The sequence below is a fragment of the Enterococcus sp. DIV0682 genome, assembly GCF_051712685.1.
Taxonomy (GTDB): domain Bacteria; phylum Bacillota; class Bacilli; order Lactobacillales; family Enterococcaceae; genus Enterococcus; species Enterococcus faecalis.
The window spans coordinates 1,276,938-1,300,892 of the sequence record NZ_JBIOPK010000001.1 but is presented as its reverse complement, the minus strand read 5'-3'; the positions used below and the strand labels follow the sequence as shown (position 1 = coordinate 1,300,892).

The window sequence follows — 23,955 nt, the reverse complement described above, 5'->3', positions numbered from 1 at the left end:
CTTCAATTGAGCAGCTGAAAAATAAGTGGGTTTTTATTGAAATTGTCCTGTTATTTTTTCCAACAAAAAATCCTCCTACCCGTATGAGGATAGGAGGATGTTGGTTACAGTTTAAAAAGGTACAAGGGTACCATGTAGCCCACACAACTTACTAACTAAGCGCACCTAGTGTTCTTTTGCATGATTCCTTCTTAGCCTCACGGGACTAAACTTAAAGGTTACAGTTATTTAGTTATTTTTCTTCTTAAAAAAGAGTTTACCTCTTCTTCAGAAAAAAATCAATGATTATTTCTTAATTGGTGTAAAGTTTTTTCAAAAACTTCTGGTAAAGGTGCTTCAAAGACTAATTGTTCACCTGTAGTAGGATGTGTAAAGCCTAATAACTTCGCATGTAAAAATTGTCCATTGCCAGGCAATGTTTTTTTCGGTCCATATAATGGATCTCCAGCTAATGGATAACCGATATATTTCATGTGAACACGGATTTGATGTGTCCGGCCTGTTTCTAGTTGTAATTCAACTAAGGTAAATGCATCAAAACGCTCTAAAACAGTAAAGTGCGTGACTGCTTCTTTACCGCCTTCAATGACCGCTTGCATTTTGCGGTCAACCTTGGAACGACCAATAGGCGCATTTATTTCTCCCTTATCGTGAGGAATAACACCGTGGACCAAGGCAACGTATTTACGTAACGATGTTTTTTCTTTTAGCTGTTTCGCTAATGATTCATGGGCTTGATCATTTTTAGCCACCATCAATAGCCCCGAAGTATCTTTATCAATTCGATGAACAATTCCCGGTCGCACCACATCATTAATCGCCGATAAGTGATCCGCATGATGAAGTAACGCGTTCACTAATGTACCCTTGGGATGCCCTGCCGAAGGATGAACGACCATGCCTTGAGGTTTGGTGACAACAATCACATCATTGTCTTCATAAACAATGGTCAAAGGAATATCCTCTGCTACCATATCTAGAACTTCTGGTTCAGGAATTGTTACAACAATTTCATCGCCTGCTGTAACTTTGTAATTTGCGCGGACCGTTTCACCATTAACTGTTACGTGTTTTTCTTTTAACCATTGTTGAATTTGCGAGCGGGAATGATTGGGTAAATGTTCACTTAATACTTTGTCAATCCGGCCTTTTTCTGTTTGAATCGTTACGTTAATTTGTTCCATTTTTGCCTTCCTTTGCTGCTTTTTCATCTAAAATCAAATAAATAAATATACAAATAACGCCGACCACTAACGTACTATCTGCAACATTAAAAATAGGAAAATTCATAAAATCCGTTTGGAGCATGTCCACCACGTAGCCTAACCGTACACGATCAATAAAATTCCCAATGGCACCTGCTAAGACAAAAGATAAACCTACAGAATACCAGATACTTTTTTTATAATTCTTAATTAATAAATAAATAATCACGACACTAACAATTACTGTGATGACATAAAAGAATATCATCTTTCCTTCTAATAAGCTCCAAGCAGCTCCGGTATTTCTTAAATGGGTCAGCGACAAAAATCCAGGAATGAATTCTTTTGTTTCACCCAAAGAAATGTTTTGGACCGTCAAATATTTGCTCCATTGGTCAAGCCCTACTAATAAGGCACTGATTAAAAAATATACTACTAACAATCGCGTCATTCCTTTTCTCTATGAATACTTGCTAAATCTCTTGGTCGAACAATGCCTACTAACTCACCGTTAGGATGGCCACTTTTACTAATAAGCACAGCTTCTAAGCGTGGCTGCTCCCGAAACATTTGTTCAACTTCAAAAACGGTTGCTTCAATTGAAACAAATTGATAGTTGCTGCGTTTATAATTTGATGCCAACAATTCTCGCACCGTTCGGTTGGCAATGTGAACTTCGCCTTTGGTGCTCTCAATGGCAAACCATACACCAATCCCTCGAACCGTGATTAATCCTTTAAATACACCTTTTTCATAAATCGGAAATTGAGAATATTGTTTTTTTGCAATAATCGTTAATAACGTTTCTAAAGAAGTGGTGATTTCAAAAGCTGTAACACGTTTCGCAAATTTAGGCACTACTTTTTCTGGTTTTGTTAAAGCTTGTTCAATCGTTTCAATTCGTTGAACTGCCCATTCGTTTGGCTCTGCAATTACAAAATCATCAGCAATTCGCTCATGAACGATGGCATTTCTTAACTGAGCCATTTGAAGCAAATCCTCTTCAAATTGAGCAATCTGTCCTTTTTCTTTTCGGGAAAGACGTCTTGTCATTTCACTGAATCCCATATTGACAGGATTGTTCAGTCTCTCTCTCATCCACTTTTCAATGCGATTAAAGTGTGCTAAAAATGTATCTGCTCGTTCCCCCATAGTCGTTGCTCCTTATAATAAACTACGCAATAAATTTCCGTCATTATTTTTTATTGAGCTACTTTCAAGTATATACTAAAAATAGGTCTCAGGAAAGAGTGGCTTTAAAAGAGACCGCTCGCTTGACCCGTTTCGTCCACATCCATATTTAACGCAGCAGGAACTTTCGGCAAGCCAGGCATCGTTAAAATGTCACCCGTTAACGCCACGATAAACCCTGCACCGATTTTTGGAACTAGCTCACGAATCGTAATCGTAAATCCTTCTGGCCGTCCTAGTTTTTGAGGATCGTCAGAAAGTGAATACTGTGTCTTCGCCATGCAAATTGGTAATTGATCCCAACCATTTTTTGTAAAGTCTGCAATTTGTTTTTGTGCTTTCGGAGAAAAAATCGCCTGTTCCCCGCCGTAAATCGTTTGTACAATGGCTTGAATTTTTTCTTCAATTGTTTGGCGAGGGTTATATAAAGGTTGAAACTGTTTTGTATTGGCTTCAATCTCTTCTACTACTGTTTCCGCTAGATTCGTGCCACCTGCGCCACCTTGCGCCCAAACACTTGTTAACTCGACGGGCACGCCTAACGCTTGGCAAGCTTCTTTCAACAGTTGAATTTCCTTCTCTGTATCCTGTGTAAACTCATTAATTGCAACAACTACTGGTACATCATAACGTTGCATGTTTTGAATATGTTTTTCTAAGTTGGCAAAGCCTTTTTGTAACGCTGGTAAATTTTCTTCTGCTAACTGATCTTTCGCCAAACCGCCATGCATTTTCAACGCGCGAATCGTTGCCACAATCACAACGGCATCGGGTGCTTTTCCTAAAGAAGGTACTTTAATATCTAAAAATTTTTCGCCACCTAAGTCGCCACCAAAACCTGCTTCTGTTACAACATAATCCCCTAGATGCAAAGCCGTTTTTGTCGCTAAAATACTGTTACATCCATGAGCGATATTGGCAAAAGGACCACCGTGAACAAAAGCTGGAGTTCCTTCAATCGTTTGAACTAAATTAGGTTTTAAGGCGTCTTTTAATAATAAAGTCAGGGCACCTGCCACGTTTAAATCTTTAACCGTCACCGGCTCTCTTTGGTCATTATAGGCGACAATAATCCGACTTAAGCGTTCTTTTAAGTCCGTTAAATTTTGCGCTAAACAAAGAATCGCCATAATTTCGCTCGCCACAGTAATATCGAAACCGTCTTCTCTTGGTACACCTTGGAAAGGACCGCCTAAACCAACAACGACCTGTCTGAGCGCACGATCATTTAGATCCACTGCCCGTTTCCAAATCACCCGTCGAGAATCAATCTTTAATTCATTTCCTTGCTGTAAATGATTATCTAGTAACGCAGCTAAGGCATTATTGGCTGTCGTAATCGCATGCATATCACCAGTAAAATGCAAATTGATTTCTTCCATTGGTAATACTTGTGCGTAACCGCCACCTGTTGCGCCACCTTTAATCCCCATCACAGGACCTAATGATGGTTCTCTTAGGGCAATAACTGTTTTTTTATTGATTTGATTTAATGCATCTCCTAAACCAATGGTCACGGTTGACTTTCCTTCTCCTGCTGGCGTTGGATTAATCGACGTAACGAGGATTAATTTACCTTCTGGTTTCGCTTCTAAGGATTGAAGCGTTGGAAAATCTATTTTCGCTTTGTATTTCCCATAAAGTTCGAGCGAATCTTCTGAAAGACCGATTGTTTCGGCAATCTCTTGAATAGGTTTTAATGTTGCTGCTTGTGCAATGTTAATATCTGTCTTCATAACGGACCCCTTTTCAATTCTTTATCGTCTTTGTGACACATTGTTTCTTTTAAATTATAGCTTGTATTGAATAGAATGGCTAGAATAACCTTTTTTAAACAACCCAACCATTGACGTTTGGTAGCCTTTTCTCGTATAATGAAAGTGTCTTTACAAATCTAAAAGGAGCGTGAATTGGATGCAAAAAGGAATTGTCAAATGGTTCGATAACAGAAAAGGTTATGGTTTTATCGTTTACAACGAAGAAGATGAGATTTTTGTCCACTTCACTGCTATAGAAGGTGACGGATTCAAATCACTTGATGAGAATCAATCTGTAGAGTTCGAGATAATGGAAGGCAATCGTGGGCTACAAGCAGCACATGTCAAAAAAATAGATAACTAAAAAAGCTGAACCAACAACGCTTTGCTCCAAAAAGTAAGTAAACGTAGCGTTTGTTTCAGCTGATTATTTTAAGATTTTGAGAGTGGGTCACCAGTCGTTTCGACTTATGACTCACTCTTGTTTTTTTCTTCTTTTTTATGAAGGCCCAAAGAATGATCTTCTGCTACCTTCAATTCAGGCTTTTTTACCTTAAGTGCCTCAAGAAATAACGGAATCGTTTTCTTTTTCATTAAAAAGACTTTTGAGCCTTCCTTAAATTCTGAGGAAAAAATTTCGATGCTTTTTTCATTGTAGGTTACTTTTTCTATCTGAGAAAGCGGAAGTGCTTTTTTGCGAAACCACAAAACATCTCTGACAATTAAAGATGTTTCTGTCATATTAAAAGACCGCGCAATTCCTAGATAAGCAAACACAAAAAATGGAACCATCACCAGATTACTAATCAAGTAAGGACCATTATTTTCCAATGCTAAAATTAAACTAATAAATAATATACAAAATGTGCAAGACCAGTAAATAATTGTTGATGCTAATTCTGGCTGCCAATAAAATTTCTGTTTTTTCATAAAGTGCCCTCACTACTTCTGGATCAACGCCGCTAAATTTAAATATGTTATAATAGTAACATACTTTTTTTAAGAACAAAAAGAAATTAGGAGTAATTTTATGTTAAGAATTTATGTAGATGCTGCAACAAAAGGCAATCCAGGTGAATCTGGCGGCGGTATCGTTTACCTCACCGACCAATCGCGGCAACAATTGCATGTGCCTTTAGGCATTGTTAGTAATCACGAAGCCGAATTTAAAGTGCTGATTGAAGCTTTAAAACAAGCGATTGCCAATGAAGACAATCAACAAACCGTTCTTCTCCACTCAGATAGTAAAATTGTTGTCCAAACAATCGAAAAAAACTATGCTAAAAATGAAAAGTACCAGCCTTATTTAGCAGAATATCAACAACTAGAAAAGAATTTCCCTTTGCTCTTAATTAAATGGCTACCTGAAAGTCAAAACAAAGCGGCCGATATGCTCGCACGGCAAGCATTACAAAAATTTTATCCCAATAAAAAGTAGCACAGATTAGTCAATGCTTTTCCTTTATTAATTTGATAGTTAAGCGTGGAGCAAAAATCCCTAGTGATTTTTGCTCCACGTTTAAAAACAGATAAACAGTTCTGTCTCGACTTCTTCTTATAGCCACTTATTCTTTTGTCGTTATTTCCGCAAATTGTCCATTGGTTAGCGAAAGGATTGCTTCAGGAGCTAATTCAATTTGCATGCCACGTTTGCCTGCAGAAACAATAATTGCAGAATATTGTTGAGCTTCTTCAGCCAAATAGGTGGGAAATTGTTTTTTCATCCCAATTGGTGAACAGCCCCCACGAATATAGCCTGTGGTTGCTTCTAAATCTTTTAAGTGAAGCATTTCTACCTTTTTGTTGCCACTAGCTTTCGCTAATTTTTTTAAATCTAATTCTTGATTACCAGGAATGACAGCCACGACTGGACCTGTTTTATTACCTACTGTAACCAAGGTTTTAAAAATTCGTCCTTTATCAATACCTAAACTTTCAGCGACACTTTCTGCACTTAAATGATCTTCACTCCAAGCGAATTCATATTCTTTATATGGTACTTTATGTTGTTCCACCATGCGCATCGCATTCGTTTTTTGTTGTGTTTTTTTCTTTGCCACTTTTTTCACCTTCTGAATCACTTGTTTTGTTCGAATGTCTTTAAATAATTTCTTAATACTTGTACGGATAGTTGGCCTGGTGCAGACGCTTGCTGGGCGGAGCCAAAAGTTAGTGCCGATCCGAACAGTTGACCTGTTACGCGACTAATCATCCCTAACTGTCCCATTGACATAGTAACGATTGGGACGGATGCATAATGGGTGTACATTTCATTGGTTGCTGAAAGTAACGTAAGTACATCTGTCGCATCTTGTGGCATCACAGCTATTTTACAAATATCCGCCTGACGCATTTGCATTTGGCGTAACCGTGCGACAATCTCCTCTTGCGACGGTGTTTTCTGAAAGTCGTGATTACAGAGAACAATTTTAATCCCCGCCTTTTTAGCTTCGTGAATTAACGTATCTGCCGCCAGCGGATTCGCAAATAATTCAATATCTAATAAATCCAACGCACCCTTTTTCACTAATTCATGATACAAAGCAAAATAATTTTCCTCAGAAAAAGCCATTTCGCCGCCTTCTTTTTGTGTACGAAAAGTTAACAATAACGGTTTTTGCCCCAACCGTTCCATTACTTGTTGTGAAAGATTACATACATCGGAAAAATCAGCGACATTTTCATAATAGTCTAAACGCCATTCCACCAAATCACAATCTAGTGTTTGGCTCGCCGTTGCTTCGGCCAAAATATCCTCGGCTGTTGGAGCAACAATGGGCACCACAATTTTGGGATTCCCTTCACCTATTCGCACATTTTTGACTATAACTGGCTTCACAGTTCCACCTAACTTCCTCGTTTGTTTTTCTCTCTTCATATCATACCATTTCTCTTCTTTTTTGCAATTTAAAGAGCTACAAAGACACCTAGAATTAGGAATTTCCTAACACTAAATGCCTTTGTTTGGGTTATTTAACTCTTTCAGTTGTTACGTTAAACTTCCGTACTTTGTAACTGATACATATCCGCATAAAGGCCACCTTCTGCCAGTAACGTTTCGTGCGTTCCTCGTTCTACAATCTGCCCTTTGTCTAAAACTAAAATCAAGTTTGCATCACGAATCGTCGAAAGGCGATGCGCAATCGCAATTGTCGTTCTCCCTTGACGCATTTTGGCTAATCCTTCTTGAATCAATCCTTCTGTTTCTGTATCAATATTAGCGGTTGCTTCATCTAAAACTAATATTTTGGGATCAGTCACAATCGTTCGTGCAAACGAAATTAATTGACGTTGTCCGCTAGAATAACTCGCTCCTCGTTCAATGACTTTCGCATGATAGGTATTGGGTAACGTGTGAATAAATTTATCTGCCTGAACAAATTCCGCAGCCTGTTTAATTTGCTCATCTGTAATATTGGGATTCAGTAAACGGATATTTCCAGCAATATCTCCATAAAACATGAAAGCGTCCTGTAATACTAAGCCCATCTTTTCCCGTAATTCTGTCATGGGAAAATCACGAATATCACGATCATCAATTAAAATCTGCCCTTCATAAAATTCATAGAAACGCATGAGTACATTAATAATTGAACTTTTACCACTTCCTGTATGACCGACTAAAGCGACGGTTTCCCCGGGATTTGCGACAAAGCTAATATTTTTCAATACTTCGTTTTTGCCATCATAAGAAAAAGTAACATTGCGAAATTCAATTTTCCCGCGGATAATTTCCCCATTCGCACCTACTGATTGTTGCGGCGTTAATTCTTCCGTATCCATAATTTTTAAAATACGACTACCTGCGACAATCCCATCTGTAAAGATACTTAGGAAGTCCATCATTTGTGTCATCGGATTAAAAAAAGCTTGGACATACGTTACAAAAGCATAAATCATCCCCGCTTCTACAGGAGAATGTAAAGCATCGATGCCAAACATAGTTAAGGCCAATGCAATCGCCAACGTATACAACAAATTAATGATGGGACTTAATAATAACGAATTCATACGAATCATTGCTACTCGTGTTTTTAAATAATCATCATTGGTTTCCTCAAATTCTTTTTCCAAACGCTTTTCTTGGCGAAATTGTTGAATGATTTGCATACCAGAGATGTATTCATTTAGTTTGGTGTTTAATTGACTTAATTTTTCCCGCATACTGCGATATAATTTTGAACTAAATTTTTGGTAATACCAAATTACAACTAATAAAATTGGCAAGAAAATTAGACAATAAAATGAAATTTCTGGACTGAGTTGAAACATTGCAAAAAATGACGAGATTACGGCAAAAATTCCTGTAATCACCATTAGGAATACATACCAGAATTCAAACAATGTTTCTGTATCGTTGGTAACACGAGACACCGTCGAACCCGCTGGTGTTTGATCAAAATAACGCATACCTAAAGTGTGTAATTTTTCAAATAATTTCACTCGTATATATTGATACGTTTTTAAAGAAGCCATCGAATACAAATACCATTGGAAAAACCAAACAATACTTTTGACAATGACACCAAAAAAATAAATAGCAGCAAAAGTTAGAATCACTTGCATTGTAGCAGTTTTAGGCGTTAAATAATTATCCATAAAAACTTGAATGACTCTAGGCAAAAGAATATTGATAATTGATAAGCCAAATGCAAAGAGAATAGCTGTGTAAAACATGCGTCGAAACGGTTTGGCAAAACGAAACAAACGCTGAACAATCGTTAATTGTTCTTTCAGCGGTAACTCTCTGGACCATTCGGATTGATACTTTTCTTCCATTAACTCTCACTCCCTTCAATTTTCGCTTCTAATTGCTGTTTTTCCCACATCCGCTGATACCACCCCTTCTGAGTCAGTAACTCCTGATGTGTCCCCCGTTCAATAATTTTCCCTTCATCCAACACTAAGATTTCTTTTGCATGCATGACACTACTTAAACGATGCGCTGTAATAATAGTGGTTTTTTCTTGGCGCGTTTCTTTTAGATTTGATAAAATCGCCTCTTCAGTCTTCGCATCGACTGCAGATAAGGCATCATCTAAAATTAACAATTCTGGTTCAACAATCAAGGCCCGTGCAATAGAAATCCGTTGTTTTTGTCCTCCAGAAAGCGAAACGCCACGTTCCCCAACCATTGTGTCATAGCCTTCAGGGAATGCTTTAATTTCTTGGTTAATAAATGCTAATGCTGCCGCTTGTTCAACTGCTGCTTGTTCCAAGTCTGGTTTAGCAAAACGAATGTTATCTCGTACCGTCATGGAAAAGAGAAAATGGTCCTGTGGCACGTACCCCATTGCACCCATCAATGCATCTAATGTGTAATTTTTAATGTTATGTTTTCCAAAGAAAATCGTTCCTTGGTATTGGTCATATTCACGCATCAACAATTTCAAAATAGTGGTTTTACCAGCGCCTGTTTTGCCAACAATCCCCAAGGTTTCTCCTTCTTGCAACGAAAATTGGATATTTTCCAAAGCCACCGTCTCTTCTTTTGGATAAGAAAAAGAATCAATCTTCATTGAAATTGTCCCTTGCGCCATTGTTTTGATGGCATCTTTTCGTTCGATAATATGCGTTTTTTCATGTAATAATTCGTTCACACGATCGTAACTAGCATTCCCACGTTCTAACACATTAAATAAGCGCCCAATCGCAAACATTGGCCAAACTAGCATCCCAATATAGGCAATGAAAGAGACCAACTGACCTAAACTAATCGTTCCTTCCATGATGAAACGACCACCAATAATAATTGTCAAAACATAAGAAACACCAATAATCAGCGTAATAAACGGATCAAATAGTGCATCTAAAAAGTTCGTTCGTTTATTTTTGACGATAGCATCATCAATTTTCTCTGTAAAATCAGCAAGATCTTCTTTTTCTTGCCCAAATGTTTTAATGACTTTAATTCCAGTGATACTTTCTTGTGTTTTATCATTAATCGCTGAAAAAGCAGCTTGTGAATCTCGAAAGGCATCATGCAACTTAGAACCTAGAACTCGTGAGGTGACCGCTAATAAAGGCAGCGGTAATAAAGCAATTAATGTTAAGCGCCAATCGACAAATAGAACCATTGCGATAATCGTTGTTCCTCCCGTAATCACAGAGTCAGCAAATGTTAAAATCCCAGCTCCAGCCACATTTTGGATGGCATTTAAATCATTGGTTGCATGCGCCATCAAGTCACCTGTCCGATATTTCTGATAAAAGATGCTATCCATTTTTGTGAAATGATGAAATAATTGAGTCCGTAGCTCTTTTTCCAAACGAGCGGCACTCCCCCAAATATGCATCCGCCAAATATAGCGAAAAAGATATTGGGCAAGCCCAGCACCAACCAAGAGTGCAACCCACACGATAATTTTCGTTAAGCGAATTTCTTTGTTAACGATTTCATCTACAACGACGCCAATAACTTTGGGCGGGACTAATTGAACAAGAGCGACCATCATTAATGAGAAAACCCCAATAATATAACTTTTTTTCTCTTGCTTAAAAAACCAGCCTAATTTTTTGAATATGGACATTCAGTTGTCCCTCCTTTACTTTGTTGTTCTACAAAGACTACTTTCGAGCTAGAAGGTTTCTTCGTTATTGTTGTTTTTGATTAAACGTTTCGCTCTTTTCCTCCTAGATTATCCTATTCTCCCGCAAAACAACAAAAAAACGGACTGAAAATCAGCCCGTTTCTACACTTATTCATGATTACCTGAATAACCTTTACTATTTTCCTTGGTTTTTCATTTGTTGCATCATTTGTCTAACCTTTTTCTCTGACGGTTTTTGACCCATTGATGCCATCATCATGCGTAACATATCCTCATTAACGGGAGGATTTTTTTTGAAATAATCTTGCATATATTTGCGTGCAAGGAAAAAGCCCCCTGCAGCGCCTACTAATAAAGCGATTACTGCGATTAATACTACCCAACCTGTTGCCATTGAAACTCTCTCCTCTCCGTATAGTTTTGCTCTCAATGAATTATTTTACTAGAAATAGCAAAAAAAGAAAAGTTCTTTTTGCGGGATTTCTCTTAAATAATGAAAAAAGTCTGATTTTTTTGCAAAATAGTGATTAAAAGTCAAAAATATACGCTCTTAAATGTCAATAGGACCTTTAAGAGCGATTGTTGCTTTAGTTTTGTCCTTGAATTTTTTCTAATAATTCTGGATCAAATGTTTGATTTTTTAACATCGCAATTTCAAAGCCGTAAGGGGCCTTTTTATTTTTTTTGTCTTCTCCGACATAAGGTGTTTCTAAAATTTTTGGTAAAGCAGTTAATTTTTCATGGTGAACCACACCGTTTAAAGCTTCAAAACCAATAGTGCCAAAGCCAATATTGGCATGACGATCTTTATGTGAGCCCATAGGATTTTTAGAATCATTCACATGAATAACTTTTAAACGATCCAATCCGATAATTTTATCAAATTCAACTAATACGCCATCAAAATCATCTTTTACATTATACCCTGCATCATTAATGTGGCAAGTATCCAGAGTGACAGAAAGTTTATCATTTAGCGTAACTCCGTCAATAATCGCAGCTAGTTCATCAAACGTACGGCCGATTTCGGTTCCTTTACCAGCCATTGTTTCTAAAGCGATTTGAGGGATTTGCTCTTTCCACAAGACTTCGTTTAGACCTTTAACAATTTGTTTGATGCCGGCTTCTGGACCTGCGCCAACATGCGCACCTGGGTGTAACGTGATTTGCGTTGCTCCCAACGCTTGTGCTCGCTCAATTTCTTGACGCAAAAAGTCTACGGCAAAACCGAAATTTTCCGTTTTAATTGTATTACCTAAATTAATAATATACGGGGCATGAACGACGATATTACTTAAATTGTGTTCTTTCATAAAAGCTTGCCCAGCTTCAATATTCATTTCTTCAATCGGTTTCCGGCGCGTGTTTTGTGGCGCACCTGTATAAATCATAAAGGTTGTTGAGCCATAACTAGCCGCTTCCTCGGCAGAGCCTAATAGCATTTTCTTGCCACTCATACTAACGTGTGATCCTAATAACATGTGGTTCCTCCTAATAATTCTTCTTTTTCTTTTGGTAGTGTTGATACTGTTGCAGCCATTCTTCAAGCGTGATTTTTGTTACTAATTCGCCAATTAGTTCATAGGGTATTCGCTTAGGATTAGTGAAGCGAAGACAACTTTTCCCCATGTTTAGCTTTGTTGACACTTGTTCCTGATAGGCTTCTTGAAACCAACTTCGGACGGCTTCATTTCCCATTAATCCCATGTGATATAAAGCTACTTGCCTTTTAGTAGCGCCTAAACTGATAAATGGTAACGGCTCATCACCACGGTTGAGATAGCCTTCTGGAAATACTGAAAGCGGCACAACAAAGGTTGGCATGCCATATTGCATTGTTAATTCAAATCCTGCTGGCAAATTTTGCGAAACGGCGTCTAATACTTGCTGATAAGCAATTCGCCATTTTGGTTCGACTGTTTCGATGTATGCTGTAACTGTTTCAATTGACTGCCCCATTATTTCTTCCTTTGCTGATAAAGGGCTTTGGTTTTATAGCCTTCTTTTAAAATGGCTAACATTTCAGTTTGCCGCTTTTTCCGTGTCTCCGCTCGCTTTGCACTAAATACATACCGCGCCCACTCTTTTTGATAACCAGGCGTTAATGCAGCGAATGTCGCTGCAGCAGCTGGTTCTGTTTGTACCAACGCTTCAATTTCTGGTAAATATTGAACATAATCCCCAACAGCAGAACTGGTCTGATTCTTCGCTGGCTTTTTAAGAACATTCTTCATGCCGACAACCGTAAAAGTCTCATCTAAACTAACCATGCGATTAAATTTTAAGGTTGAGCCTTTAATATACCCATCTGCCTCGTTTACTTGTAATGTTGGAAAAATTTCATCTCGGTGGACAAAGGTTGGATACATTTTATTGCCTTTTTTCGGATAAGCCACATATAACAACCCATTTTCTACTAAATGTTGACCTTCAATCACCATTGAAACAATCTCTTGAAATTCCGCCATCGTTTTCACAAATGCAAAAATCAGCTCAACTGGTTCTGAGGGTAATTGCTGCGCGGCTGAAGCAAATTCAGATAGATACTCTGCCTGTGGTCTATTTAAAATAACTGGGTGCTGATACTTCGTTAAGTTTAACTTTTCGACAATTGATTTCATAACCTACTCCTTATAGCGACTGCACTTTTTATTCTAGCATAGCACAAGTTATCTGTAATTGAATATGCCCAATAGTAAAAAAGAGTTTTTTGTAACAGAATTAATCCCAATTTATCTTTTTTAAAAGCGAAAGCTTGGAACCTGTTGTCTAAACGACCTTCGTCCCAAGCTTTCATTTTTTTAGTATTTTAACAAGAAATATTTTTTCTTACCGCGACGAATCACAGTAAATTGTCCTTCGATTTTATCAGTTTCTGTCAATTCAGCTGCTAAATCTTGTCTACGTTCTCCATTGACGTAAATCGCTCCATTTTGTACATCTTCACGGGCTTGACGTTTGGATGGTTCTATTTTTGAGGTAACTAATAAGTCGACTAAACTTAATTGATCCTCTGGTTGCACCTCGTACGTTGGTACATCTTTAAAGCCTTGTTTAATTTCTTCTGCTGTTAAGCTTTGGATATCCCCGCTGAATAAAGCTTCTGAAATTTTAACCGCTTGATGATAGGCTGCTTCACCGTGGACTAAAGTAGTCACTTCTTTGGCTAACGCTTTTTGCGCAGCACGTTGACCTGGGTTCGCTGTAAATTCTTCTTCAATTGTTGCAATTTCATCCAATGTTAAGAAAGTAAAATATTTCAAGAATTTCACGACATCACGATCATCTGTGTTAATCCAGAATTGATAAAATTCATATGGCGAAGTTTTTTCCGCATCTAACCAAACTGCGTTTCCTTCTGTTTTACCAAATTTGGTACCATCTGCTTTTGTAATTAAAGGCATAGTTAAGCCAAATCCTTGAACTTCTTGTTCTCGGCGTAATAATTCAATCCCTGAAGTAATGTTTCCCCATTGATCACTGCCGCCTAATTGCAATAAACAACCTTCTGTTTCGTACAATTTCAAGAAATCATACGCTTGTAATAATTGATACGCAAATTCAGTATAAGAAATTCCTGTTTCGATTCGGCGTTTCACGCTTTCTTTACTCATCATATAGTTAATTGTAAAGTTTTTTCCCACATCACGTAAGAAATCAATTAACGAAAGCTCTCCAAGCCAATCATAGTTATTTGCTAGAATCGCTGGATTTTTTTCATCTTCAAAATCGATAAAACGTGACAACTGGCCTTTAATACTTTCAGACCAAGCTTTCACTGTATCAAGTGTGTTTAAACTACGTTCTGCATCTTTGAATGATGGATCACCAATCATGCCAGTTCCGCCACCAACTAAAGCAATGGGCACATGGCCATTTTGTTGGAAACGACGTAACATAAGAATTGGCAGTAGATGCCCGATGTGTAAACTGTCTGCCGTTGGATCAAAGCCGATATATAATTTAACAGATTCTTCATTTAATTGTTTTTGTAAGGCTTCTTCATCTGTGACTTGGTAGACCAACCCACGGGCTTTTAATTCTTCAAAAAAAGCTGAATTCATGATTTTCCTCCTATAGTAAAACATAATAATAGATCAAATTCCCCTATTCATAGTAACCGATTCTGTCACACTTGAAAAGTCAAAAAATGAGATTTCCCTATTTTCTCTTAAGTTTTTTCAACAAAAAATGGCAATTGGTGTAGAAACTATTCATAGAAGCTTTTTTTTGCTATAATAACACAGAATGTATCATTTTATTGAGGTGAAGCTTTTGAAAAATAATTCAAGTAACAATAAGCAAAAACCAACGACCTCTTCTGGCGGCAATGTCTTTTTACTTATTTTAAATGTCATTATTCGCGTTTTTCAGTCATTAGTGGTTTTTGGGGTTATTCTGATTGTCTTAGGTGGCTCTCTTGGCTTAGGTATCGGAATGGGCTATTTTGCTTTTCTAGTTGAAGATACACAGCCCCCAACGAAGGAAGAATTGCAAAAAGAAATCAGTGATATTACCGAAGTGTCAAAAATGACTTACGCAGATGGTACTCCGATTGCTAACATCAAATCAGATTTAATTCGGACACGAATTAATGGCGATCAAATGTCTCCATTGCTAAAAAAAGCCATTATTTCAACAGAAGATGAATATTTTGAAGAACATCATGGGGTAGTACCAAAAGCGCTAGTTCGAGCGTTGATTTCTGATGCGACAGGTATCGGCGGTTCTTCTGGTGGTTCAACATTGACTCAGCAATTGGTCAAGCAACAGATTTTAACTGACGAAACGACTTTTAAACGGAAAGCCAACGAAATTTTATTAGCTTTACGTATTGAAAAATACTTTTCTAAGGACGAAATCGTGACAACTTATCTAAATGTCTCCCCTTTTGGTCGTAATAACAAAGGTGAAAATATTGCAGGCGTGGAAGAAGCAGCCAAAGGACTCTTTGGTAAAAGTGCCAAGGACTTGAATCTTCCTCAAGCGGCCTTTATCGCAGGACTTCCCCAAAGTCCCATTGTTTACACGCCCTATACTAACACTGGTGCCTTGAAAGACGATTTGTCTTTAGGAATGAAGAGAAAAGATTTTGTTCTTTTCAGTATGTACCGAGAAAAAGCTATTTCGCAAAAGGAATATGAAGAAGCCAAAGCTTACGACTTGAAAAAAGACTTTTTACCAACTGAACAGGCCAATGTCAATACAGAAGGCTATCTATACTATACGGTGTTAGATAAAGCAGTTGAGATTGTCATGGATTTAGATATGAAAAAAGCTAAAGTTAATCGTGATGATTTAGATCAAGTTGGTTTAGATCAATATGAAGAACAAGCACGTCGCGAAATCCAGTCGCAAGGCTATACAATCCAATCGACCATTGATCAGAACATTTATAACACGATGCAAACCGCTGTCGCAAATTATGGTTATTTGCTTGATGATGGAACTGCAGATGTCAATGGGAATACAATGATTGAAACTGGGAATATTTTAATGGATAACGCTACTGGTCGTATCCTCGGTTTTATCGGCGGCAGAAACTTCGATATTAATCAAAACAACCATGCCTTTAATGCCGATCGTCAAGTTGGTTCTACGATTAAACCAATTTCTGTCTATGGCCCTGCGATTGATCAAGGACTCATTGGTTCTGAAAGTCGTCTGGCCAACTACCCAACGACTTATGCTGATGGTCGTGAATTTGTTAACTCAACAACTGTGGATTTAAATCAATTCGTGACTGTTCGGAATGCCTTGAATTGGTCTTTCAATATCCCTGTCGTTCATGTTAATAATGAGCTAAGGAAAAAAATGGGTGATGATAATTTTTCTTACAATCACTACTTAAGTAAAATGAACTATCCAGCTTCAGATGCTTGGGCTTACGAATCTGCGCCATTGGGTCCAGTAGAAACAAATGTTGTAACTCAAACAAACGGTTTCCAAGCGCTTGCTAACAAAGGGAAATATCAAAAAGCCTACATGATTGAAAAAATTACAGACAATAGCGGACATGTGGTCTACGAACACAAAGATGAAGGAACGCAAGTTTATTCACCGGCGACCGCTTCTATTATGAATGACTTGTTGCGTTCAGTGGTGGATTCTGCGAATACGACAAAATTCAAACCAACGTTAGCTGGCTTGAATCCTCATCTAGCTAGTGCTGATTGGGTCGGAAAAACTGGGACAACTGATGAGTTTAAAGATTCATGGCTGATTGTCTCTACTCCAACTGTGACACTAAGTTCTTGGACGGGACATGATCTACCAGCGCCAATGACGACAACCAGCGGCGACAATAACGGGAATTATATGGCGAACTTAGCTAATGCGCTGTACTATGCGAATCCAGAATTGTTTGGCATTGGTCAAAAATTTGAATTAGACCCAAGTGTCATTAAATCAAAAGTTTCTGAATTTACTGGTGAAAAACCTGGCTCAATTACCTATAATGGTGCTAAGTTCAATACACCTGGCAAAACAACGACTTCATACTATGCCAAAGATGGTGCACCACAAAGTACCTATAAATTTGGGATCGGTGGAACAGGCAGCAATTACGCTTCTTACTGGGGAAATCTTGCTCCACGAGCCACTACAAATAATAACAACAATAAAAACAACGATAATAAAAAGAATGATAATTAACTCGCTAAAATGAGCCAGAAAAATACGTTTTCTGGCTCATTTTTAAGTATCAAAAAAAGGCTAAACTAAGAGTTACCGCTCTTTGTTTAGCCGTTTAATTCAATTTATTTTGTTGAACCTTTTTGATCAATTCCATAAGGTAAAACAACTGTTTTTTCTTCAATTTCTTCTTTGTTCATTAGTTTTGTTAATAAGCGCATTGACACGGCACCGATATCATATAAAGGTTGTGTAATACTTGATAGACGTGGACGAGAGACTTCTGTAAGCAATGAGTTATTGCTTGTAATGATTTCAAATTCTTCTGGAACTTTCACACCAGCATCTAGCATCCCATCTAATAAACCAATCGCTAGCTCATCATCTGTAACAAAGGCAGCTGTTGCTCCACTGTTACGGACACGCTCAGCCAAATTAATACCTGCTTTAAATTTATATTCAGATTCAAAAACTAAGCCTTCATTATAAGACAAGCCATTTTCCGCTAAGGCTTCTTTGTAGCCTTTCATTCGGTTTTGACCATTAATTGGATCGATTAATGCACCACTAACAAAAGCAATTTTTTTGTTCCCATTTTTCGCTAAAGTCGCTGTTGCATCTTTCGTTGCTTCTGTGTAATCAATATTAACGCTACCAACTTGTTCGTCTGGATCAATTGAACCTGCTAAGACAACAGGTGTTTTTGAACGTGAAAATTCACCACGAATATCATCTGTAATGCGATGACCCATAAAGATAATCCCATCTACTTGCTTGGCAAGTAAATTGTTTAATACAGTAACTTCTTTTTGATCGTCTCCATCTGAATTAGCTAAAATGATATTATATTTATACATTGTAGCCACGTCGTCAATGCCACGTGCTAATGAAGCAAAAAATGCATTACTAACATCTGGAATAATGACACCCACTGTTGTCGTTTTTTTACTTGCTAAACCACGTGCGACTGCGTTAGGACGGTAATCTAAGCGATCAATCACTTCTAAGACTTTTTTACGCGTTGCTGGTTTTACATTGGGATTACCATTGACAACACGAGAAACAGTAGCCATAGATACATTTGCCTCTCTAGCAACATCATAAATTGTAATTGTTTGTTTTTCCATGTTTCTTCTCCTATAAATATGAATTTGTTCTCATTTTCTGAAAACACTGTTTACATTTCTTTCCTAGCCTAGAATATCAAAATTCTTCTATTTTTGCAACCGTTTTATCGTTTTTTCATGAAAATTTACTTTCCATTTCAAAAGGAACTTTTTGTCATTTCATGTTATGATAGTACTGTGATTCACTTCAGAATAAAAGAAAGAAGGATGTTTTATGAATCAAGAAAAAATTACCGATTTAAAAAATTGGATGCACCAAGAAAAGATTGACTTCACTTATATTAGTGATCCTGGTCATATCGCTTACTTTTCCGGTTACGAAAGCGAACCTCATGAGCGCGTGTTAGCTTTGTTTATCGCTGCGGACGACCAATCATTTTTATTTACACCTGCATTGGAAGTCGAAGATGCCGAAAAGAGTAGTTGGACTTATCCCGTTTATGGTTATTTAGATAGCGAAAATCCTTGGGAAAAAATTGCGGCTTTATTAAATAAACGAACACAAGGCACACCACGCTTTGCTTTAGAAAAACAAGCTCTTTCTTTAGCTCGTTTCGATCAATTGAAAACCTATTTCCCAGCTAGCGATTTTTCGCATGATGTTACGCCTTTAATTGAAAAACTTCAATTAATTAAAACAGAACCTGAAATTCAACGTTTACTAGAAGCTGGTAGTTGGGCGGATGTCGCTTTTGAGATTGGCTTCAAAGCAATTCAAGCAGGCGTTGCGGAACAAGAAATTGTTGCAGAAATCGAGTATCAATTAAAACGTCAAGGTATTCGCTCAATGAGTTTTGATACGTTAGTCTTAACAGGAAAAAACGGAGCTAGTCCTCACGGGGTACCTGGCGAAACAAAAATTGAGCCCCATGACTTAGTGTTATTTGATTTAGGTGTCGTTCATAATGGCTATTGTAGTGATGCCACACGAACAGTCAGCTACTTGGAACCTTCTGATTTCCAAAAAGAAATTTATGGAATTGTTTTAGAAGCACAATTAGCAGCAACTGAAGCGGTGAAACCTGGTGTTACAGCAGGCGAATTAGATGATATTGCTCGAGGTGTAATCACAAAAGCTGGTTATGGTGAATATTTTAACCATCGCTTAGGCCATGGCATTGGAACCACTGTCCATGAATACCCATCGCTGGTTCATGGCAATGATTTAGTCATTGAAGAAGGTATGTGTTTCTCTATTGAGCCCGGTATTTACATTCCTGGAAAAGTAGGCGTTCGTATTGAAGATTGTTTACACGTAACGAAAACAGGCTCCGAACCATTCACTAAGACAACCAAAGAATTGCAAATTATTCAATAGCATAAAAATAAAATGAGGCCATCAGTCAACCGGACTGATGGCCTCATTTCTAAATTTTAAGGTAAGCCGCTGAACAAAAGCAACACGATCCGTTGCTAACTTTCATAAGCTAAACGCTTGTTACCCTTTAAATTCTTTTTTTACGTCTTTCGCTGCATCTTTAACATCTTCTTTTGCTTCTGCAGCTTTTTCAGGAACATCTTTGGTGGTTTCTTTTGCTTCATCGACACCAGCAGAAACAGTTTCTTTGGCTGCTGCCGCAGAATCTTTAACGTCAATATAGATATCTTCTGCTGCATCTTCGGCAATTTCACCTAAATCTTCTGCGTGATCTTGAGCATCGTCAGCTGCTTTTTTAAATTGATCAGATAAATCACCTGTTTGTTTTTTAAAGTTATCAAGCATGTCGCCAGAAACACCTTGTGCCTTATCTAATGAATCTTTTGTTTTTTCTTTGACAGAACCTGCCAAATCAGAGGCTTGATCTGATAAAACGCCGGCTTTTTGTTTTGCGATTTCTGTTAATTCTGTTCCTTTTTGAACAGCATAATCTGTGTAATCTTGCGCTTTGTTTTTTAAATCATCTGTTTGATTTGATAAATCATCACGTAATTCTTTACCTGATTTTGGTGCAAGTAATAATGCGGCAACGGCTGCTGCTGTTCCACCAATTACTGCTCCTAAGAAAAATCCGCCTTTTTTAGCCATAAAAATCTCCTCCAATTAGTTATTTGTTTTTTTATTTTTTGAACGCATTGCTCTAAAAGCAGAACCGCCTACTTTACTCACTAAACCAGCTTTCGCTGTGCCTTTCCCTACGGTTCCTACCTTCGTAATCAAATGTTTACTTGAGGTGTTCAATTCAGAGACACTTTCGCTTAAATCAGCAACGGCCGTAAACAACGGATCAATCGTTGCCACTTTTTGATTCACATCTGTTAATAGTTCATTACTTTTAACAAGCAAGCCTTCCACTTGGCGACTCAATACATTCACATCGCTAGTCACGACTTTGATTGTTGTATTTGTTTCATCAATTGTATCTTCAATTTTTGAAACAACTTGAGAAACTTTATATAACACAAGTACTAAAAAGATGACTAAAACAACAAATGCTACCGCTGCAATTAAGGCAGCAATTTCCCCACCTGACATATCATTACTCCCCTCTGAAATTTTATTTATAATCTTAGGATAACACCAACTTATATTTTTCACAACTCATAAAGCTAAGAATGACAATTTATTTTATAAAATTCTCATGCCCTTTTCTTTAAGAAAAAAAGCGTAAAATTTCCTTCTAACGAATTGAAATTTTACGCTTATTTTTATTTATTTTTCTTTTGGTTGCTCTTTTTTCGCTAATTGAGCACCTAAATTAATAATGTATTCTCGTAAATTATCTTTTACTTCTGGATGAGTCAAACCATATTCAATGCTTGTTTTCATAAACCCAAATTTATCGCCAACGTCGTAACGTTCTCCTTTAAACTCACGAGCAAAAACGCGTTGTGTTTTATTTAAAGTGTCAATCGCATCTGTTAACTGAATTTCGTTACCAGCGCCTGGTTTTTGATTTTCAAGTACATCAAAAATTTCAGGGGCTAATAAATAACGGCCGATAATCGCTAAATCACTTGGTGCTTCCTCAGGTTTTGGTTTTTCAACAAAGTTCTCGACATTGTATAGTCCTTTTTCGATTTCTTTTTCTGGATTGATAATACCATATTTTGAAGTATCTTCATGGGGTACTTTCATTACCGCAATTGTCGAAGCATGTGTTTGTTCGTAATCATCCATTAATTGTTTCGTTAATGGCACTTTATCTTCCATTAAATCGTCGCCTAACATCACGACAAAAGGTTCATTGCCAACAAATGCTTTCGCTTGTAAAACAGCGTGACCTAAGCCTTTCGGATGGGATTGACGAATAAAATGTAAATTAACATCCGTTGTTTCTTCGACTAATTTCAATAAATCGGTTTTATTTTTTTCTTTTAAATTATTTTCTAATTCAACATTTGAATCGAAATGATCTTCAATCGGACGTTTGGCTTTGCCTGTCACAATTAAAATATCTTCGATTCCTGAAGCTAGTGCTTCTTCTACAATAAATTGAATCGTTGGTTTATCAACAATCGGTAACATTTCTTTTGCCATCGCTTTAGTAGCCGGCAAGAAACGTGTTCCTAACCCAGCTGCTGGAATAACTGCCTTTTTAACTTTCATCTTTTTTCCTCCTAAAAATCAAGTGTAAATTCGTTTTCGGTTTTGCCATCGCGCAACATGATTTCTTTTGCTGCTTGTTGTACATCTTCGTCATTGTACAAGACATTGTAGATTGTTTCTGTGATTGGCATTTCGACTTCTAGTTGTTGTGCCAATTCATAGGCTGCTTTAGTTGTTGAAACACCTTCCACAATCATGCCCATGTTTTCTAAGACTTCATCTAACTTATGACCTTTTCCTAATAAATTACCCGCACGCCAATTTCGAGAATGGACACTTGTACAAGTAACAATTAAATCCCCAACACCACTTAAACCAATAAATGTTAATGGGTTTGCTCCCATCGCAACCCCTAAACGACTAATTTCTGCTAAACCACGAGTCATAATTGCCGCTTTGGCATTATCACCAAAGCCTAAGCCATGAATCGCTCCGGCGCCCAAAGCAATAATATTTTTTAAGGCCGCCCCTGTTTCTACACCAATCACATCATCATTCGTATAAATTCTAAAGTAATCATTCATAAACAACTCTTGCACATACACAGCGTCTGCTAAATTTTCGCTTGCTGCTGTAATGGTTGTAATGTCATGAACAGCGACTTCTTCTGCATGGCTTGGACCAGATAAAACCACAATCCCTTGCCGTTTTTCTGCTGGAATCTCTTCCGCTATCACTTCTGAAATCCGCTTATGTGTACCTTGTTCGAGCCCTTTACTTGCATGAATAATAATTGGTTTTGTTTTTAAATATTGGGCCACTTCTTGTGCTACTGAACGAATGGCTTTAGTTGGTACCACAAACAGTACCGCATCCACATCTACTAAAGCAGTGGCTAAATCAGTGGTTGCCTGAATTGAAGTAGGTAAGATTAATTCTGGTAAATAATGTTTGTTGGTGTGTTTTGTATTTATTTCATCGATTTGCTCTGGTTTATTTCCCCAAATACAGACCTCGTGTCCATTTTCGGCTAATACTTGAGCTAAAGCTGTCCCCCAGGAACCTGGACCTAAAACAGCGACTTTTTGTTTCATCGGTGAAACTCTCCTTTCGCTAAACAACGTTACTTCTTTAGTTTACCATATTCTTCAATCAAGTTGGATTAAGAAGTTGTTATTTTTTTCTTTTGTTTCTCCCGATTGTAAAATTTCAAATTGGGATTTCTTCTACGAACGATCACAATAACAATTGCTGCCACGAACATCACTAAAGACAACAATTGTGAGACACGAATGTTACTAAACGCATACAAACTGTCCATCCGTAAGCCTTCGATGAAGAAACGGCCGAAAGAATACCATATTATATAACCTAAAAAGACTTCGCCTTCTTTTAAAAAGTGTGGCTTTTTGCGTAATAACACTAAAACGATAAAGCCTAAAACATTCCAGACAGATTCATATAAAAATGTTGGTTGATGATACGTTCCGTTGATATTCATGTTATCAATGATAAACGATGGTAAATGGAGATTTTCTAAAAATTGTCTGGTGGTCGCTGGCCCATAGGCTTCATGATTCATAAAGTTGCCCCAGCGACCAATTGCTTGCGCTAAAATCACACTTGGTGCGGCAATATCTAAAAAAGTCCATGTAGAAATGAAACGATGACGCGTAAAGAAAAACAGCGCCAGTCCCCCACCAATAAGACCACCATAAATCGCTAAGCCACCATTTCGAGTAAAGAAAATTTCAATCGGATTGTCTACATAATCTTGCCATTGAAAAGCGACGTAATACAAGCGCGCGCCAACAATTGCTGCAGGTAATCCCCAGAGCATAAAGTCAAAGACATCATCTTCTTTTAAACCAACACGAACGGCTTCACGACTACTTAGCCAAACAGCTAAAGCAATCCCTGAAACAATAATAATTGCATACCAATAGACGGGAATACCGAAAAGGCGAAATGCAATTGAATTTACTTGAGCTAACATCATCACAT

At 37.6% G+C, this 23,955-nt stretch carries 25 protein-coding genes; 4 read left to right on the top strand and 21 right to left on the bottom strand.

Translation table 11 applies throughout. From position 1 onward, the window contains the following. Positions 1-278: 278 nt before the first annotated feature. From IGK96_RS06220 to IGK96_RS06205, 4 genes are all read right to left on the bottom strand, one after another. The gene (locus IGK96_RS06220; protein WP_085443076.1) at positions 279-1,184 is read right to left on the bottom strand and encodes an RluA family pseudouridine synthase; all 906 of its coding nucleotides are present in this window, start codon (positions 1,182-1,184) and stop codon (positions 279-281) included. Next, entirely contained in the window at positions 1,171-1,647 is a 477-nt protein-coding gene (gene lspA / locus IGK96_RS06215) for a signal peptidase II (RefSeq protein ID WP_002360174.1), read from the bottom strand. Before lspA ends, IGK96_RS06220 begins: the two co-directional genes overlap by 14 nt. Positions 1,648-1,652: 5 nt before the next feature. Next, the gene (locus tag IGK96_RS06210; RefSeq protein ID WP_002360173.1) at positions 1,653-2,357 is read right to left on the bottom strand and encodes a CBS domain-containing protein; all 705 of its coding nucleotides are present in this window, start codon (positions 2,355-2,357) and stop codon (positions 1,653-1,655) included. 104 nt (positions 2,358-2,461) lie between these two features. Continuing rightward, entirely contained in the window at positions 2,462-4,132 is a 1,671-nt protein-coding gene (locus tag IGK96_RS06205) for a formate--tetrahydrofolate ligase (RefSeq protein WP_085443075.1), read from the bottom strand. 178 nt (positions 4,133-4,310) lie between these two features. Between IGK96_RS06205 and IGK96_RS06200 the strand changes: the two genes are divergently transcribed. Continuing rightward, positions 4,311-4,517: a cold-shock protein gene (locus tag IGK96_RS06200; protein WP_002357404.1), complete on the top strand. Its 207-nt coding sequence runs from the start codon at positions 4,311-4,313 to the stop codon at positions 4,515-4,517. A 104-nt stretch (positions 4,518-4,621) separates the two neighbouring features. Here IGK96_RS06200 and IGK96_RS06195 read toward each other — a convergent pair whose 3' ends face one another. Continuing rightward, a complete protein-coding gene (locus IGK96_RS06195) occupies positions 4,622-5,083 on the bottom strand; it encodes an EbsA family protein (protein WP_002357403.1) in 462 nt (153 codons plus the stop codon). A gap of 100 nt (positions 5,084-5,183) precedes the next feature. Here IGK96_RS06195 and IGK96_RS06190 point away from each other — a divergent pair, with 100 nt between their 5' ends. Then, a complete protein-coding gene (locus IGK96_RS06190; protein ID WP_002357402.1) occupies positions 5,184-5,591 on the top strand; it encodes a ribonuclease HI family protein in 408 nt (135 codons plus the stop codon). 127 nt (positions 5,592-5,718) lie between these two features. Here the strand turns inward: IGK96_RS06190 and ybaK are convergent, their stop codons facing one another. The 10 genes from ybaK to tyrS all read right to left on the bottom strand — a co-directional run bounded on the left by ybaK (position 5,719) and on the right by tyrS (position 14,768). Next, a complete protein-coding gene (ybaK, locus tag IGK96_RS06185) occupies positions 5,719-6,234 on the bottom strand; it encodes a Cys-tRNA(Pro) deacylase (RefSeq protein ID WP_002397353.1) in 516 nt (171 codons plus the stop codon). Beyond that, on the bottom strand, positions 6,231-6,992 hold the full coding sequence (gene aroD, locus IGK96_RS06180; RefSeq protein ID WP_002357400.1) for a type I 3-dehydroquinate dehydratase: 762 nt from the start codon (positions 6,990-6,992) through the stop codon (positions 6,231-6,233). The genes ybaK and aroD overlap by 4 nt, the downstream gene beginning before the upstream one ends. A 155-nt stretch (positions 6,993-7,147) precedes the next feature. Continuing rightward, entirely contained in the window at positions 7,148-8,932 is a 1,785-nt protein-coding gene (locus IGK96_RS06175; protein WP_002374713.1) for an ABC transporter ATP-binding protein, read from the bottom strand. Beyond that, on the bottom strand, positions 8,932-10,683 hold the full coding sequence (locus IGK96_RS06170) for an ABC transporter ATP-binding protein (protein WP_070415819.1): 1,752 nt from the start codon (positions 10,681-10,683) through the stop codon (positions 8,932-8,934). The genes IGK96_RS06175 and IGK96_RS06170 overlap by 1 nt, the downstream gene beginning before the upstream one ends. 196 nt (positions 10,684-10,879) lie before the next feature. Continuing rightward, positions 10,880-11,098: a YneF family protein gene (locus IGK96_RS06165; RefSeq protein ID WP_002357397.1), complete on the bottom strand. Its 219-nt coding sequence runs from the start codon at positions 11,096-11,098 to the stop codon at positions 10,880-10,882. A gap of 193 nt (positions 11,099-11,291) precedes the next feature. Next, positions 11,292-12,185 carry a deoxyribonuclease IV gene (locus IGK96_RS06160; protein WP_002357396.1) on the bottom strand — a complete coding sequence of 298 codons (894 nt, stop codon included), beginning with the start codon at positions 12,183-12,185 and terminating at the stop codon, positions 11,292-11,294. Between the two features lie 10 nt (positions 12,186-12,195). Continuing rightward, positions 12,196-12,663 (bottom strand): DUF1801 domain-containing protein, encoded by a 468-nt coding sequence (locus IGK96_RS06155; RefSeq protein WP_002364059.1) that lies wholly within the window; start codon positions 12,661-12,663, stop codon positions 12,196-12,198. Then, on the bottom strand, positions 12,663-13,325 hold the full coding sequence (locus IGK96_RS06150) for a YdeI/OmpD-associated family protein (protein ID WP_002381844.1): 663 nt from the start codon (positions 13,323-13,325) through the stop codon (positions 12,663-12,665). The genes IGK96_RS06155 and IGK96_RS06150 overlap by 1 nt, the downstream gene beginning before the upstream one ends. Beyond that, positions 13,322-13,501, bottom strand: a complete 180-nt coding sequence (locus tag IGK96_RS06145; protein WP_002365741.1) for a hypothetical protein — start codon at positions 13,499-13,501, stop codon at positions 13,322-13,324. The genes IGK96_RS06150 and IGK96_RS06145 overlap by 4 nt, the downstream gene beginning before the upstream one ends. A 4-nt stretch (positions 13,502-13,505) precedes the next feature. Further along, complete coding sequence (gene tyrS, locus IGK96_RS06140) at positions 13,506-14,768, bottom strand: tyrosine--tRNA ligase (protein WP_002357324.1); 1,263 nt, start codon at positions 14,766-14,768, stop codon at positions 13,506-13,508. A gap of 184 nt (positions 14,769-14,952) precedes the next feature. On the opposite strand from tyrS, the gene IGK96_RS06135 reads away from it, so the two are divergent. Continuing rightward, positions 14,953-17,358, top strand: coding sequence for a transglycosylase domain-containing protein (locus IGK96_RS06135; protein WP_113821050.1), 2,406 nt, complete (start codon positions 14,953-14,955; stop codon positions 17,356-17,358). Positions 17,359-17,462: 104 nt separating this feature from the next. Here the strand turns inward: IGK96_RS06135 and ccpA are convergent, their stop codons facing one another. Continuing rightward, on the bottom strand, positions 17,463-18,464 hold the full coding sequence (gene ccpA, locus IGK96_RS06130; protein ID WP_002357319.1) for a catabolite control protein A: 1,002 nt from the start codon (positions 18,462-18,464) through the stop codon (positions 17,463-17,465). 214 nt (positions 18,465-18,678) lie between these two features. On the opposite strand from ccpA, the gene IGK96_RS06125 reads away from it, so the two are divergent. Next, positions 18,679-19,782, top strand: coding sequence for an aminopeptidase P family protein (locus tag IGK96_RS06125; protein ID WP_010713348.1), 1,104 nt, complete (start codon positions 18,679-18,681; stop codon positions 19,780-19,782). 120 nt (positions 19,783-19,902) lie between these two features. Here IGK96_RS06125 and IGK96_RS06120 read toward each other — a convergent pair whose 3' ends face one another. From IGK96_RS06120 to lgt, 5 genes are all read right to left on the bottom strand, one after another. Next, positions 19,903-20,490, bottom strand: coding sequence for a YtxH domain-containing protein (locus tag IGK96_RS06120; protein ID WP_002381831.1), 588 nt, complete (start codon positions 20,488-20,490; stop codon positions 19,903-19,905). A gap of 15 nt (positions 20,491-20,505) precedes the next feature. Then, entirely contained in the window at positions 20,506-20,937 is a 432-nt protein-coding gene (locus IGK96_RS06115) for a DUF948 domain-containing protein (RefSeq protein ID WP_002357316.1), read from the bottom strand. Positions 20,938-21,114: 177 nt separating this feature from the next. Continuing rightward, positions 21,115-22,011, bottom strand: a complete 897-nt coding sequence (gene galU, locus IGK96_RS06110) for a UTP--glucose-1-phosphate uridylyltransferase GalU (protein ID WP_113821049.1) — start codon at positions 22,009-22,011, stop codon at positions 21,115-21,117. 11 nt (positions 22,012-22,022) lie between these two features. Beyond that, complete coding sequence (locus tag IGK96_RS06105; RefSeq protein WP_010713347.1) at positions 22,023-23,045, bottom strand: NAD(P)H-dependent glycerol-3-phosphate dehydrogenase; 1,023 nt, start codon at positions 23,043-23,045, stop codon at positions 22,023-22,025. Between the two features lie 68 nt (positions 23,046-23,113). Beyond that, positions 23,114-23,947, bottom strand: a complete 834-nt coding sequence (gene lgt, locus IGK96_RS06100; protein ID WP_016618333.1) for a prolipoprotein diacylglyceryl transferase — start codon at positions 23,945-23,947, stop codon at positions 23,114-23,116. Between the last annotated feature and the right edge of the window lie 8 nt (positions 23,948-23,955).

Coding starts and splice junctions, on each gene's coding strand:
- IGK96_RS06220 (WP_085443076.1), bottom strand. CDS start 1,184: ATGGAACAAATTAACGTAACGATTCAAACAGAAAAAGGCCGGATTGAC.
- IGK96_RS06210 (WP_002360173.1), bottom strand. CDS start 2,357: ATGGGGGAACGAGCAGATACATTTTTAGCACACTTTAATCGCATTGAA.
- IGK96_RS06205 (WP_085443075.1), bottom strand. CDS start 4,132: ATGAAGACAGATATTAACATTGCACAAGCAGCAACATTAAAACCTATT.
- IGK96_RS06200 (WP_002357404.1), top strand. CDS start 4,311: ATGCAAAAAGGAATTGTCAAATGGTTCGATAACAGAAAAGGTTATGGT.
- IGK96_RS06195 (WP_002357403.1), bottom strand. CDS start 5,083: ATGAAAAAACAGAAATTTTATTGGCAGCCAGAATTAGCATCAACAATT.
- IGK96_RS06190 (WP_002357402.1), top strand. CDS start 5,184: ATGTTAAGAATTTATGTAGATGCTGCAACAAAAGGCAATCCAGGTGAA.
- IGK96_RS06175 (WP_002374713.1), bottom strand. CDS start 8,932: ATGGAAGAAAAGTATCAATCCGAATGGTCCAGAGAGTTACCGCTGAAA.
- IGK96_RS06170 (WP_070415819.1), bottom strand. CDS start 10,683: ATGTCCATATTCAAAAAATTAGGCTGGTTTTTTAAGCAAGAGAAAAAA.
- IGK96_RS06165 (WP_002357397.1), bottom strand. CDS start 11,098: ATGGCAACAGGTTGGGTAGTATTAATCGCAGTAATCGCTTTATTAGTA.
- IGK96_RS06160 (WP_002357396.1), bottom strand. CDS start 12,185: ATGTTATTAGGATCACACGTTAGTATGAGTGGCAAGAAAATGCTATTA.
- IGK96_RS06155 (WP_002364059.1), bottom strand. CDS start 12,663: ATGGGGCAGTCAATTGAAACAGTTACAGCATACATCGAAACAGTCGAA.
- IGK96_RS06150 (WP_002381844.1), bottom strand. CDS start 13,325: ATGAAATCAATTGTCGAAAAGTTAAACTTAACGAAGTATCAGCACCCA.
- IGK96_RS06145 (WP_002365741.1), bottom strand. CDS start 13,501: ATGAAAGCTTGGGACGAAGGTCGTTTAGACAACAGGTTCCAAGCTTTC.
- tyrS (WP_002357324.1), bottom strand. CDS start 14,768: ATGAATTCAGCTTTTTTTGAAGAATTAAAAGCCCGTGGGTTGGTCTAC.
- IGK96_RS06135 (WP_113821050.1), top strand. CDS start 14,953: ATGTATCATTTTATTGAGGTGAAGCTTTTGAAAAATAATTCAAGTAAC.
- ccpA (WP_002357319.1), bottom strand. CDS start 18,464: ATGGAAAAACAAACAATTACAATTTATGATGTTGCTAGAGAGGCAAAT.
- IGK96_RS06125 (WP_010713348.1), top strand. CDS start 18,679: ATGAATCAAGAAAAAATTACCGATTTAAAAAATTGGATGCACCAAGAA.
- IGK96_RS06120 (WP_002381831.1), bottom strand. CDS start 20,490: ATGGCTAAAAAAGGCGGATTTTTCTTAGGAGCAGTAATTGGTGGAACA.
- IGK96_RS06115 (WP_002357316.1), bottom strand. CDS start 20,937: ATGTCAGGTGGGGAAATTGCTGCCTTAATTGCAGCGGTAGCATTTGTT.
- galU (WP_113821049.1), bottom strand. CDS start 22,011: ATGAAAGTTAAAAAGGCAGTTATTCCAGCAGCTGGGTTAGGAACACGT.
- IGK96_RS06105 (WP_010713347.1), bottom strand. CDS start 23,045: ATGAAACAAAAAGTCGCTGTTTTAGGTCCAGGTTCCTGGGGGACAGCT.
- lgt (WP_016618333.1), bottom strand. CDS start 23,947: ATGTTAGCTCAAGTAAATTCAATTGCATTTCGCCTTTTCGGTATTCCC.